Raw genomic sequence first — 12,512 nt, forward strand, 5'->3', positions numbered from 1 at the left:
GAACGCCCCCCGTTACCGGAGCCGAGGAGCCCCATCGTGACCGCCAGCCCCGCCACGCACGTCGAGACCGACACGCAGGTCGAGACCCGCCCCGGCCGCCGCCGCGTCCTGCGCGCCGCCGGCGGCGGTGCCGTGGCGACCGCCGCGGCTGCGGCCGGGGTCCTGGGCCAGGCCGGCGCGGCCGAGGCGGCCGTGCGTCGCTGGAAGGCGACGCCGGTGCCGAAGAAGGCCGACCGGCACGTCCTCAACCGGTTCACCTACGGGATCACCACCGACCTGGCGCGCTCGGTGCGCCGCACGGGCGCCCGCGCCTGGTTCGAGGCGCAGGTGAAGGCCGCGCAGGCCTCGGACGGCTCGACCTCGGTGGACGCCTGGTTCCCCGACCTGCGCCGCACGCCGGCCGAGGTCTACCTCCGCGAGACCACGGGCGTGCGCAGCGTCTTCACCGTGGCCCAGGACTACGCCTGCCGCGCCCTGTCGCGCCGCGTCGCCTCGCCGCTGCAGGTGCTCGAGGTGATGACGGAGTTCTGGGAGAACCACCTCCACGTGCCGGTCACCGCCGACAACATGGGCTACGTCCGCGCCGGGTACGGCGACGCGATCCGGGCGCACGCGCTGGGCCGCTTCGAGGACATGCTCCAGCTGACCACCGTGCACCCCGCGATGCTCATGTACCTCGGCAACAACGTCTCGACCCAGTGGCACCCCAACGAGAACCTGGGCCGCGAGCTGCTCGAGCTGCACACCGTCGGCATCGGCAACCACACCGAGGACGACATCAAGGCCGCCGCCCGGGTCCTCACCGGGTGGACGTTCAGCTGGGGCGTCTTCGAGACGGTGTTCCGGCCCGACTGGCACTCGAACGGCCCGGCCACGGTCTGCGGCCTCACCCTCTCCAACAGCCTCACCACCGGCCGCTCCGCGATCAGCGAGCTCATCACCCACCTGGCCCACCACCCGGCGACCGCCCGGCGGATCGCCACCAAGCTCGTGATGACCTTCGTGGACGCCGACGACGTGCCGGAGGCGCTCGTCCAGCGGCTCGCTGACGCCTACCTCGAGGCCGACACCGCGATCGTGCCCGTCCTGCGGGTGCTCCTGGACTCCCCGGAGTTCAAGTCCTCGGTCGACGGGCGCCTGCGCGACGCCGACGACGGCGTCGTCGCCGCCTACCGGGTGCTCGGGGTCGAGCTGCGCAAGCCCACCAGCGAGGCCTCTGCGGCCCGGCAGCTGCGCTACCAGGCGGCGTCGCTGGGCCTCCAACCGTTCGGCTGGCCCCGGCCCGACGGTCAGCCGCTCGACAACCGGTCCTGGGCCACGCCCACGCGGGCCCTCGCGTCCATGACCCTGCACTGGCAGATGGCCACGCGGACGTGGCCGGTGGTCGACGTGCGCCACCGGACGCCGGCCCAGCTCGTCCCCGCCGACCGGCTCCGGCTCGACCAGCTGGTCGACCACCTCTCCCGGCTCCTCCTCGCCCGCCCGGCGACCCGCACGCTGCTCAAGGCCTGCCAGGACGCCACCGGCCTCGCGGCCGCCGAGACGGTGTACCTGGGCCACCCCGTGCTGATGCGGACGTGGCCGCAGCTCGTCGTCGCGATCCTCGACAGCCCGGCGTCCTACTACCACTGAGCCGCACCGCAGCACCCGCACCAGCACTCCCCAGCACCGCCACCGGTGCCGTCGCCAGCACCCGACGGCACCACCGGTCCAGGACGGACCGGCACAACCCTCCAGGACGGAGACATCATGAGCACGAGCACGCCCCGCCGGACCCTGAGGTCCGTGCCCGCGACCCCCGCCGATCCGGCGCCCGCCGCCGAGCAGCCGCAGCCCGCCGGCTGCGACGAGGGCTGCCGCGTCACGAACCGCCGCAGCCTGCTGCGCGGCGCGATCCTCGGCGGCACCAGCGTCATGGTCGGCGGCGCGTCGATCACCTACTCCGGCGCGGCCGCCGCGGCCCCCGGGCTGGTGACGCCGGCGCCCCGCCCCGCCTCGTCCGTCATCGTCGTCGTCTCCATGCGCGGCGCGGCGGACGGCCTGAGCATCGTCGTCCCGCACGCCGAGCTCGCCTACTACGCGGGCCGGCCGACGACGGCGATCCCGAAGGCCTCCCTGCTCGGCGCGGACGCCCAGTTCGGCTTCCACCCCGCGATGGCGCCGCTGATGCCGCTGTGGAAGGCGGGCCGCCTGGCCGCCGTCCACGCCACCGGCCTCCCCGTCGCCAACCGCTCGCACTTCGCCGCGATGGAGGAGCTCGAGGACGCCGCCCCCGGCTCCGAGACCCGGTCGGGCTGGCTCAACCGGCTCGTCGGCGCCAACGGCGACCACGCGACGGTGGAGGCGCTGGCGGTCGGCAACGGGCTCCCGGCGCTGGTCTCCGGGCCGCAGCCCACGATGAGCTTCGACGAGCTGGACTCGGCCGAGCTCGCCGGGGGCAACGCGCGGGACAACCGCTCGCCGCGCCGCAAGGCGCTGAACCGGCTGTGGGCCACCCAGGGCGGCGAGATGGGCGGCAGCGTCCGGACGGCGCTCACGTCGCTGGTCGACCTCGCACCTGCCCAGGACGTCCGCCCGGCCTACCGGTCCGCCTACCCCGGCCAGCTCGGCGGGGCGCTCCAGGACGTGGCGCGCGTGCTCAAGGCGGACATCGGCGTGGCCGCGGTGACGGTCGACACCGGCTCCTGGGACATGCACGTCAACATGGGCGGGCCCGGCGGCGGCTGGATGGTCGACAACGTCTCCGAGCTCGCCGGCAGCATCGCGACCTTCTTCACCGACCTCGGCCCGGTGGCCGACAAGGTGACCCTGGTGACCATCACCGAGTTCGGACGGCGGGTGCAGGAGAACGGCAGCCGCGGCACCGACCACGGGTGGGGCGGCGTCATGCTCGTCGCCGGCGCGGGCGTGAAGGGCGGCTACTACAGCCGCTGGCCCGGCCTGGAGAACACCCTGGACGCGGACCTGGCCGTCACCACGGACTACCGCGACGTCCTCGCCGAGGTCGTCACCGCCCGCACGTCGGCCTCGGCCGCCGCCGTCTTCCCCGGCCACAGCTGGAGCAGCCTGGGGATGATGCGCGCCGCCTGACGGCTGCGCATCCGCACCCGCGTCCCCTCGTCCTGTGGCGGTGACGGGAGGACGCGGAGAACGACACGGGGCCGGGCCCACCCCCCAGGCGGGCCCGGCCCCGTGCCGGTGCGTGACCGGCCTCAGCGGCCGGTCGTGCCGGTCCGTGCGACCGGCGTGGTGATCAGGGGTTCGATCAGGCGTTCTTGATCGCCGAGATGTCGAACTCGAGCTTGATCTTCTCGGAGACGAGCACGCCGCCGGTCTCGAGCGCGGCGTTCCACTCCAGGCCCCAGTCCTTGCGGTTGATGGTGGTCGCACCCTCGAAGCCGACGCGGGTGTTGCCGAAGGGGTCGGTGGCCGAGCCGGTGGACTCGAACTCGATGGTGACCGGCTTGGAGACGCCCTTGATGGTCAGGTCGCCGGTGATCGTCCAGTCGTCGCCGTCCTTGGAGACCGCGGTGGAGACGAAGGTGAGCTCGGGGTAGGTCTCGACGTCGAAGAAGTCGCCGGAGACGAGGTGACCGTTGCGGTCGGCCGAGCCGGTGTCGATCGAGGCGGCCTTCATCGTGACGGAGACGGAGGAGGCGGCGGGGTTCGCGGTGTCGATCGTCGCGGTGCCCTCGAACTCCTGGAACTGGCCGCGGACGGTGGTGACCATCGCGTGACGGGCCGAGAAGCCCAGACGGCTGTGGCTGGCGTCGATGGTGTAGGCGCCCGAGATGTCCGAGAGGGTCTGGGTCGGGGCGTCGAACGCGGAGGCGGGGGCCTCGGACTTGCTGCGGCTGAAGAGGGCCATGGTGACTCCTGGGTCTGGTCGAGGTGTGTGGTCGGCCGGGGGCCGGCCGCGACGACCGCCCGGTGGGGGGTCGTACAAACTTCAACCACTCTAACCGGACCGCGGTCCAGATCCATTCCGACGCGCCGAGAACCGGTCTGGACCACCAGCGCTGACCTGGGTTCTTGGACCTGCCCCGGACATGCAGAGAGCCCCGCTCCCAAGGTGGGAGCGGGGCTCTCGTGCGGGGCCCGAGACGGGTCGGGCCGTCGAGGTCGGGTCGTGGAGCAGCGCCTGGGGGGCGTTGCTCAGGCGGCGGGGCTGGCGACGACGAAGCCGGCGTCGTTCAGCCAGTGGGACTCCAGGTGGCTGGTCCCGTCCGCGTCGACGACGTTCTCCCACACCAGGTGCAGGCCGTCGTGCAGCATCGAGTCAGTCATGATGGACACCTCCCGTTCACTTTCTGTTCACCAAAGGTAGCAGCCACATTCACCATCGGCCACCTGAACGGCAGTGTGAGTCGTCTCGCCCACCTGGACGTTCCGGTGCCCTGCTTGTCGTCACAACGCCCTGACCTGGGGGGATGCGTTCCCGCGGCGTCCGGGGACGAGCCGGAAAAAAGGTGAACGGAAGGTGAACGACACGGCCACCTGATGTTCACCTGGAGGGTCGGGAGCCCCTCGGCCCGGGCCCGGAACGCCCGCGCGACGATGGGGGCGCACGGCGGCGGAGCGCCTACGCTTGCACGGTGAACGACGAGAACCCCCCGGCCGCCGACGACGTGCAGGCCACCCAGCCCGAGGAGGCGGTCGAGGCGACCGCACCGGGCTTTGCCGACCTCGGGCTGTCCGAGCCCGTGCTCGAGGCGCTGCGCGCCGTCGGGTACGAGTCCCCCTCCGCCATCCAGGCGGAGACCATCCCCACGCTGCTGTCCGGCCGCGACGTCACGGGCCTGGCCCAGACGGGCACCGGCAAGACCGCCGCCTTCGCGCTGCCGATCCTGTCCCGGCTGGACCTCAAGCAGTCCGCCCCGCAGGCGCTCGTGCTCGCCCCCACCCGTGAGCTCGCGCTCCAGGTGTGCGAGGCGTTCGAGAAGTACGCCGCGAAGACGCCGGGCGTCCGCGTCCTCCCCGTCTACGGCGGTCAGGGCTACGGCGTGCAGCTCTCCGCGCTGCGCCGCGGCGTGCACATCGTGGTCGGCACCCCCGGTCGCATCATCGACCACCTCGACAAGGGCACGCTCGACCTCTCCGAGCTCCGCTTCCTCGTCCTCGACGAGGCCGACGAGATGCTGACGATGGGCTTTGCCGAGGACGTGGAGACGATCCTCGCCGAGACCCCGTCGACGAAGCAGGTCGCGCTCTTCTCGGCCACGATGCCGAACCAGATCCGCCGGCTCTCGCAGCAGTACCTCAACGACCCGGTGGAGATCCACGTCAAGGGCCGCACCGCGACGAACGCGAACATCACCCAGCGCTTCCTGGTGGTGCGCTACCAGCAGAAGCTGGACGCGCTCACGCGCATCCTCGAGGTCGAGAACTTCGAGGCGATGATCGTCTTCGTCCGCACCAAGCAGGAGACCGAGCTCGTCGCCGAGAAGCTGCGCGCCCGCGGCTTCGCCGCCGCGGCGATCAACGGCGACGTCCCCCAGAACGTCCGCGAGCGGACGGTCGGGCAGCTCAAGGACGGCTCCCTCGACGTCCTCGTGGCCACCGACGTGGCCGCGCGCGGCCTGGACGTCGAGCGCATCAGCCACGTGCTGAACTACGACATCCCGACCGACACCGAGTCCTACGTGCACCGCATCGGCCGCACGGGCCGTGCCGGGCGCAGCGGCGACGCGATCTCCTTCGTCACCCCGCGCGAGCGCTACCTGCTCAAGCACCTGGAGAAGGCGACCCGCCAGCCGCTGGCCGCCATGGAGCTGCCGAGCGTGGAGGACGTGAACTCCACCCGCCTGGCCCGCTTCGACGACGCCATCACCGAGGCGCTGGAGCAGTCCGAGCGGATCAGCGCGTTCCGCGACATCGTCGACCACTACGTCCGGCACCACGACGTGCCGGAGGCCGACGTGGCCGCGGCGCTGGCCGTGGTCGCCCAGGGCGACACCCCGCTGCTGCTCGACCCGGCCCACGACGTCATCGACTCCCCGCCGCCGGGCCGCGAGCGCCCCGAGCGGGGTGCGCGCGACGAGCGTGCGGGCGCCGCCCGCGGCGACCGCCGGCGCAGCGGTGGCGAGGGCCTGGCCCAGTACCGCATCGAGGTCGGCAAGCGGCACCGCGTGGAGCCCCGCCAGATCGTCGGCGCGCTGGCCAACGAGGGCGGCCTCAACCGGCGCGACTTCGGCAAGATCCAGATCCGTCCGGACTTCTCGCTCGTCGAGCTGCCCGCGGACCTGCCGGCGTCGGTGTACGCGGCGCTGGCGGACACCCGCATCTCCGGCAAGCTGATCGAGATCAAGCCGGACCGTGGCCCGCGCCAGGGCGGCGGTGGCCGTCCGCGGCGCGACGACGGCTACGACCGCGGCCCCCGCCGTGACGACCGCCGTGACGACCGCCGGGGCGACTTCAAGGACCGCAAGCCCCGCCACAAGAACAACGACTGACCGGCGACCAGCCCGCCTCCTCCTGGTGCCTCGCACTGGCGCCTCGTCCGGGGAGGCGGGGTGGTCTGCCTGTCGGTGACGGCTGCGAGCATGGCCCCATGCCCCGCCGTCCCCTCGCCCTCGCCGCCTGCCTGACCCTGGCCCTCGTCGGCCCGCTGGCGGGCTGCTCCCTGCTGGGGGGCGACCCGGACCTCCCGGACGCCGACGCGGCGGCGAGCGCGCTGGCCACGGCCCTGGCCCGGGAGCGGCTCGGCGACGGCCTCGTGGACGGCTCGGCGAAGACCGCGACCAAGGACCTGCGGGCCGTGGTGGACGGGATGGGGGACGTCGAGCCGACCGTCGACGTCGCCGACGTCGAGGTGAGCGGGAGCGAGTCCTCGGCCGACGAGCCGAGCGCCGCCGTCACGCTGACGTGGACCTGGCCGCTGGACACCGGGGACTGGAGCTACACCTCGACCGCGACGCTCGGCCTGACCGGGGAGGCGCACGACGACGACGGCGACGGCGTCGACGACCGGAGCTGGCTGCTGACGTGGGCCCCCTCGGTGGTCTCGCCCGACCTGGCGGACGGCTGGGTGCTCGAGCGCAGCACGCTCGCCGCCGCGCGCGGGGACATCACGGGCGCCGGCGGGCAGACCATCGTCACCGAGCGTCCCGTCGTCACCTTCGGCCTCGACAAGGCGCACGTGCACGGCAGCAGGGCGCTGGCCTCGGCGCGGACCCTCGCGCGGCTGACCGACATCGATGTCGCGGACTACGTGGCGCAGGTGAAGGCCGCGGGCGACAGCGCCTACGTGGAGGCCATCACCTACCGCGTCGCCGACGTGCCGCGTCGCCTGGCCCGGACCTACCAGGACGTCCCGGGCGTGCTGGCCGTCCGCTCGACCCGGCCGCTGGCGCCCACCCGCGACTTCGCCGCGCCGATCCTCGGCACCGTGGGCGACGTGACGGCCGAGATGGTCGAGGACGACCCGGACACCTACCAGGCCGGTGACGTCGCGGGGCTCTCCGGACTGCAGTCCCGCTACGACGAGCGCCTGCGCGGGACCGCGGGGGAGCTGGTGCAGGCCGTGCCGAGCCAGGACGCGGACGACCCGGACGCCGACCCGGTGCGGCTGCACCGGGTCGCGGCCCAGGACGGTCAGGACCTCGCGCTGAGCCTCGACGTCCCCTTGCAGGAGAAGGCGGAGGCGCTCCTGGCGGACGTCGGCCCCGCGAGCGCCCTCGTGGCGATCCGGCCGAGCACGGGAGCGGTGCTGGTCGCCGCGAACGGCCCCGGCAACGACGGGATCAACGTCGCCACCTACGGCCAGGCGGCGCCCGGCTCCACGTTCAAGATCGTCAGCAGCCTGGCGCTGCTGCGCACCGGTCTCACGCCCACCTCGAAGGTGTCGTGCACGACCACGGCGACCGTGGACGGCCGCGCGTTCGAGAACTACGACGGCTACCCCGCCTCGGGCCTGGGGCGGGTCACGCTGGCCACCGCCGTCGCGAACTCCTGCAACACGGCCTTCATCTCCTCCTACGGGCGTCTCGGCGACGGCGACCTGGCCTCCGCTGCGGAGACGCTCGGCCTCGGCGTGGACCACGAGGTCGGCTTCCCGGCGTACTTCGGCCAGGTGCCGGACCCGGAGAGCGAGACCACGGCCGCCGCCGACATGATCGGCCAGGGAACGGTGCTGGCCAGCCCGCTGGCGATGGCGACGGTCATCGGCAGCGTGCAGGAGGGCAGCACCGTGGTGCCGTGGCTCGTGAAGGGCCACGAGGACGCCGCCCCGGACGACGCCGTCGCCCTCACCGGCACCGAGGCGCGTCAGCTCCGCTCGCTGCTGCGGGGGGTCGTCACGCAGGGCTCCGGGTCGCTGCTCGCCGACCTGCCCGGGAAGCCCGTCATCGCGAAGACGGGGACGGCCGAGTTCGACGACGACGGCACCACGCGCACGCACGCCTGGATGGTGGCGGCCCAGGGGGACCTCGCCGTCGCCGTCTACGTCGCGGTGGGCGACTCGGGCTCCGGCACGGCCGGCCCGATCCTGAAGGCGTTCCTGCGGGCCGCCCAGTAGGTCGGCCCAGTAGGTCGGCCCAGTAGGGCGGCCCGCAGGTGGGGGTCCTCGCCGCGCGACGGGGACAGCGTCGCGCGACGGGGTGGAGCCCCTTGCCGCATGGGGTCAGCAAGGGGCTCCCGGTCGTCTCCCGAGTGCTCCCTCCGAAGTCGACGCCCGCCACTATGTCACCAGGTGGGGCGGTGCGGAGGGTGATTCCGGCAGCGCGTCGTGGTCGGTGGTCGACTGCCAGGTGACGCCCAGCCCGCGCTCAGGTCCGGCGGCCCGTGCCGGTGGGGGAACGGCGCTGCGAGCCGGTCGGGGCGCCGGGTGCGAGCGCCTCACCTCGGGCGGGTGAGCGCTCGGGTCGGGACCCGACGACGTCCGGCATACCGACCATCAACGCCGTCGATGATCGGTATCCGACCAGTGTCGACGAAACGGTCGGCCGGTGACCGTCGTCGGCCCGCCGAGCGGCGGGCGCGGCGGGCCGACGACGGGCGGTGACGGACGGCGGCTCAGGCGTCGCCCGCGGCCAGGCTGCCGCCGGCGGCCTTGCCCGCGGCGGACTGGATCAGCGCCTGGATGTCCAGACCTGTGGCCGACTTGAGGAGCTCCATCGTCTCCGCGACGTTGGTCGCGACCTGGCGGGGCAGGGCGCTGGCCCCGTCGGTCGACAGCACCGTGAGCTCGTCGATTGCCGCCATCGGGGCCGAGACCTCGCGGGCCAGCTGCGGCAGCATCTCGACGAGCATCTGCAGCACCGCGGCGTCGTTGTAGTCCGCGAACGCCTGGGCGCGCTTGTCCATCGCCTCGGCCTCGGCCTGCCCGACCGCGGCGATCGCCGCCGCCTGGGCCTCGCCCTCGGCGCGGGTGGCCTCCGCCTCGGCGGTCCGTCGGGCCCGCTCCGCGGCACCGCGGCGCTCGCCCTCGATGGCCTCCGCCTCCGCCAGGGCGGCGCGGCGGGCCTTCTCGGCCTCACCGGTGAGGCGGGCCTCCTCGGCCTTCGCCTCGGCGGCCGCGATGGTCGAGGCCTTGCGCGCCTCGGCCGCCGCGATCTCCGAGCTGCGGCGGGCCTCGGCCTCCTGCTCGACCCGGTAGCGCTCGGCGTCGGCGGGCTTGCGGACCTCGGTCTCGAGCTGACGCTCGGTGAGCGCCGCCTGGCGCACGGCGACCTTCTCCTGCTCGGTGAGGATCGCCTGGTCGCGGTCCGCCTGGGCCAGCGGGCCGGAGGCCGCCGCCTGGGCCGCCGCGGCGTCCGTCTCGGCCTTGATCTCGGCCTGCTTGAGGGCGAGGACGCGCTGGGCGACGGCGATCTCCTGCTCCGCCTCGATCTGGGCCTGCTCGGCGGCGCGCCGGGCGTTGGCCTCGGCGATGCGGGCCTCCTGGCTCACGCGCGCGGCCTCGGGCCGCCCGAGGTCGGTCAGGTACGAGCCGTCGTCCGTGACGTCCTGGATCTGGAAGGTGTCGAGGATGAGCCCCTGGCCGGTGAGGGAGTTCTCGGACTCGTCGGCCACCCGCTGGGCGAACGCCGCGCGGTCACGGATGATCTGCTCGACGGTGAGGCCGCCCACGATCGAGCGCAGGGCGCCGGCGAGGACCTCCTGGGTGAACGGCTCCACGTCCTGCTGCTGGGAGAGGAACCGCTGGGCGGCGAGGCGGATCTGGTCGGCGTTCCCGCCGACCTTCACGATGGCCACGCCCTCGACGTTGAGCTTGATGCCCTGGCCGGAGACCGCGCCGCGGATCTGCACGGAGATCCGGCGGCTGGAGAGGTCGAGGGTCCCGAGCTTCTGCACGAACGGGATGACGAACGTGCCGCCGCCCAAGATGACCTTCTGGCCCGAGAGGTCGGTGGTGAGCTCGCCCGTCTCCGGGTTCACCACGGCCTTGCCCTTGCGGCCCGTCACGATGAAGGCCTCGTTCGGCCCGGCCACCTTGTAGCGGCTCGTGACGAGCAGGACCAGGAGGACGAGGACGACGACGAGGCCGCCGATGGGCACGAGCAGGGACAGGTCCATGGGAATCCTTTGCCGGACGGACGGGGGCGTGCGGGTGGTCGTGGTGCTGCTGCTGGTGGTGGTGGGCCTCAGCCGAGCTCGCGCCACAGGGGCGCGACGGTGACGGCGGTCGGGGAGAGCGAGCCGGTGACGTGGACGCGCTCGCCGGCCTCGAGCGGGAGCGGGTGGTCGGCGTCGAGCCGGGCGTTGAGCCGCAGCTCGCGCCCGCCCACGAGCACGCGGACGGTGCCGTAGCCGTCGGCGGGCACCGCGGTGAGGACCAGCGCCTCGTGGCCGACGGCCGTGCCCGTGCTGGGCGGCTCGGCCTCGTCGTGGCGCAGCAGCCTGGTCAGCCAGACGGCCAGCGCGCCGAACCCGGTGCCTCCGGCCACGCCCGCCAGCAGGGAGACGACGAAGGGCGCGTCCAGGGCCTCCACGATGCCCGCGGAGAAGCCGAACGCGGCGACGGCCGAGCCGATGACCGCGGTCGAGAACACGTCCCCACCCAGCCCGTCGCCCAGCCCGTCGAGCCCGTCGAGGAAGCCGTCCAGGACGTCCCCGAGCACGAGGGAGAGCAGCAGCAGGGCGAGGCCGGCCACACCCAGGACCAGGAAGGTCGTCATGCGGGGCCCCCTCGCGTGGGCCGGCCCGGTGCGTGCGTGGCCGGTCGGGTAAAGAGTCAGGCCCATCCTGCCCCATGGGCGGTGAGACCCGACCGGGGGTCCCCGGGTCTGTGGAGAACTGCCCGGGTGCCGTCAGGTGGTGACCGCGGCGGCGGTGTCGGCGGCGGTGTCGGCTGCGGTGTCGGCGGCGACAGCGGCGGCCCGGTCGGCCAGCCAGGCGTCCCAGCCACGGCGCGCGGCGTCGCGGTCCTCCACGGGCGCCTGGCCGTGGACCCACCAGCCGAGCCGGTCGGTCGTCGTGCCGGCGTCCGCAAGGCCTGCGGGCGTGGGGGAGGCCGCGGCCTCGAGGGAGAGGGCGAGCCAGGTGCGCGAGGCGCTCCCCGCCCGGGCGAGCAGCGTGCCGAGGACGTCGCGGACCTCGCCTCGGACGTCGCGGCCCAGCCGGTAGCTGGTGAGGCGGCCGTCGCTGGCGGAGTCGCTGTCGAGCACGAGCCGCAGCAGGAGGTGACGCTCGCCCGCCGACAGGCTCCACACGAGCGGCAGGGCGCCCGCCGACCCCGAGGTGCTCCCGCCGTCGCCGCCCTGGTCGCCGCCGTGGTCGCCGCCCTGGCCGCCCTGGCCGTCCAGCGCCGCGGCGAGCCGCTCCGTCACCTGGGCCGTGGACGCCGTGGGCAGCCCGCGGGTGAGGAGTCGACCGGACGCGTCGCGCAGGTCGACCTCCAGGTCGTCGGGCACGGCCACCTGCGAGGCCCGCAGCGCCCGCACGTCCCCGGCCAGGTCGGTGCCGGCGTCCACGAGGGAGTCGTCGGCACCCAGGGTGAGGGTGACGGTGCCGCTGAGCTCCTCGCCCCAGGCGCGCCAGCCGCGCACGGCGTCGGCCAGGTCGTCGGTGCCGTCGTCGGTGCCGTCGGCGGCCACGCGGTCGGAGTCCACGACAAGGAGGTCGGTGCTCGAGCCGGGGGCGAGGACGCGCAGGGTGAACGGCGCGGGGTACCCCTCGGCGTCCGCCACCTCGACCACGCGCTCCATGAGGGAGACGACGTCCTCGACGGACAGGTCGTCTGCCAGGCGCACGTCCACACGGGCGGGCTCCGTGTCCGGGTCGGCGACCCCGACCTCCGCGGCCGCAGGCGCCTGGAGGACGCGGGCAGAGACCTGGGACGCGGCGCTGCCGGTGAGGCCGCAGCCGGCCAGCCCGGTCGCGGCGACCAGCGCCAGGACCACGGCCACGACGGGTGACAGGACGGGGGCCGCGGTCGTCCGCCGGGCGGGGCCGCCCGGCCTCGTCCTCGTCCGCACCGTCCTCCTCAGCACGCAGGCATCGTCGCACGTCGGGGCGGTCCCGGACCCCGGAAGTGCGGCGATGGTGCGGGCCCGGCTCAGGTCGCCGGGTCG

General features: G+C 74.1%; 9 protein-coding genes. 4 read left to right on the forward strand and 5 right to left on the reverse strand.

Annotated features, from left to right (window positions below):
* Nucleotides 1-36: 36 nt before the first annotated feature.
* Both E8D37_RS09250 and E8D37_RS09255 read left to right on the forward strand, forming a co-directional pair.
* Nucleotides 37-1,632: a DUF1800 domain-containing protein gene (locus tag E8D37_RS09250; RefSeq protein ID WP_168929695.1), complete on the forward strand. Its 1,596-nt coding sequence runs from the start codon at nt 37-39 to the stop codon at nt 1,630-1,632.
* Nucleotides 1,633-1,785: 153 nt separating this feature from the next.
* Nucleotides 1,786-3,090: a DUF1501 domain-containing protein gene (locus E8D37_RS09255; RefSeq protein WP_168929696.1), complete on the forward strand. Its 1,305-nt coding sequence runs from the start codon at nt 1,786-1,788 to the stop codon at nt 3,088-3,090.
* Between the two features lie 175 nt (nt 3,091-3,265).
* On the opposite strand, the gene E8D37_RS09260 is transcribed toward E8D37_RS09255, so the two are convergent.
* Complete coding sequence (locus tag E8D37_RS09260) at nt 3,266-3,868, reverse strand: YceI family protein (protein WP_136569454.1); 603 nt, start codon at nt 3,866-3,868, stop codon at nt 3,266-3,268.
* A 287-nt stretch (nt 3,869-4,155) separates the two neighbouring features.
* Nucleotides 4,156-4,287: a hypothetical protein gene (locus tag E8D37_RS20540; protein ID WP_276606475.1), complete on the reverse strand. Its 132-nt coding sequence runs from the start codon at nt 4,285-4,287 to the stop codon at nt 4,156-4,158.
* 308 nt (nt 4,288-4,595) lie between these two features.
* On the opposite strand from E8D37_RS20540, the gene E8D37_RS09265 reads away from it, so the two are divergent.
* The gene (locus tag E8D37_RS09265) at nt 4,596-6,452 is read left to right on the forward strand and encodes a DEAD/DEAH box helicase (RefSeq protein ID WP_136569455.1); all 1,857 of its coding nucleotides are present in this window, start codon (nt 4,596-4,598) and stop codon (nt 6,450-6,452) included.
* A gap of 98 nt (nt 6,453-6,550) precedes the next feature.
* Nucleotides 6,551-8,515 (forward strand): penicillin-binding transpeptidase domain-containing protein, encoded by a 1,965-nt coding sequence (locus E8D37_RS09270; protein WP_136569456.1) that lies wholly within the window; start codon nt 6,551-6,553, stop codon nt 8,513-8,515.
* A 497-nt stretch (nt 8,516-9,012) separates the two neighbouring features.
* Here the strand turns inward: E8D37_RS09270 and E8D37_RS09275 are convergent, their stop codons facing one another.
* The 3 genes from E8D37_RS09275 to E8D37_RS09285 all read right to left on the reverse strand — a co-directional run bounded on the left by E8D37_RS09275 (nt 9,013) and on the right by E8D37_RS09285 (nt 12,431).
* Complete coding sequence (locus E8D37_RS09275) at nt 9,013-10,515, reverse strand: flotillin family protein (protein ID WP_136569457.1); 1,503 nt, start codon at nt 10,513-10,515, stop codon at nt 9,013-9,015.
* A gap of 68 nt (nt 10,516-10,583) precedes the next feature.
* Complete coding sequence (locus E8D37_RS09280; protein ID WP_136569458.1) at nt 10,584-11,117, reverse strand: hypothetical protein; 534 nt, start codon at nt 11,115-11,117, stop codon at nt 10,584-10,586.
* A 132-nt stretch (nt 11,118-11,249) separates the two neighbouring features.
* Complete coding sequence (locus E8D37_RS09285) at nt 11,250-12,431, reverse strand: hypothetical protein (protein WP_136569459.1); 1,182 nt, start codon at nt 12,429-12,431, stop codon at nt 11,250-11,252.
* Between the last annotated feature and the right edge of the window lie 81 nt (nt 12,432-12,512).

This window comes from Nocardioides sp. GY 10127 (assembly GCF_004919085.1).
Classification (GTDB): Bacteria; Actinomycetota; Actinomycetes; order Propionibacteriales; family Nocardioidaceae; genus Nocardioides.

Excerpts from the sequence above, each read along its gene's own strand:
- E8D37_RS09260 (WP_136569454.1), bottom strand. The coding sequence starts at position 3,868 with ATGGCCCTCTTCAGCCGCAGCAAGTCCGAGGCCCCCGCCTCCGCGTTC.
- E8D37_RS20540 (WP_276606475.1), bottom strand. The coding sequence starts at position 4,287 with ATGACTGACTCGATGCTGCACGACGGCCTGCACCTGGTGTGGGAGAAC.
- E8D37_RS09270 (WP_136569456.1), top strand. The coding sequence starts at position 6,551 with ATGCCCCGCCGTCCCCTCGCCCTCGCCGCCTGCCTGACCCTGGCCCTC.
- E8D37_RS09275 (WP_136569457.1), bottom strand. The coding sequence starts at position 10,515 with ATGGACCTGTCCCTGCTCGTGCCCATCGGCGGCCTCGTCGTCGTCCTC.
- E8D37_RS09280 (WP_136569458.1), bottom strand. The coding sequence starts at position 11,117 with ATGACGACCTTCCTGGTCCTGGGTGTGGCCGGCCTCGCCCTGCTGCTG.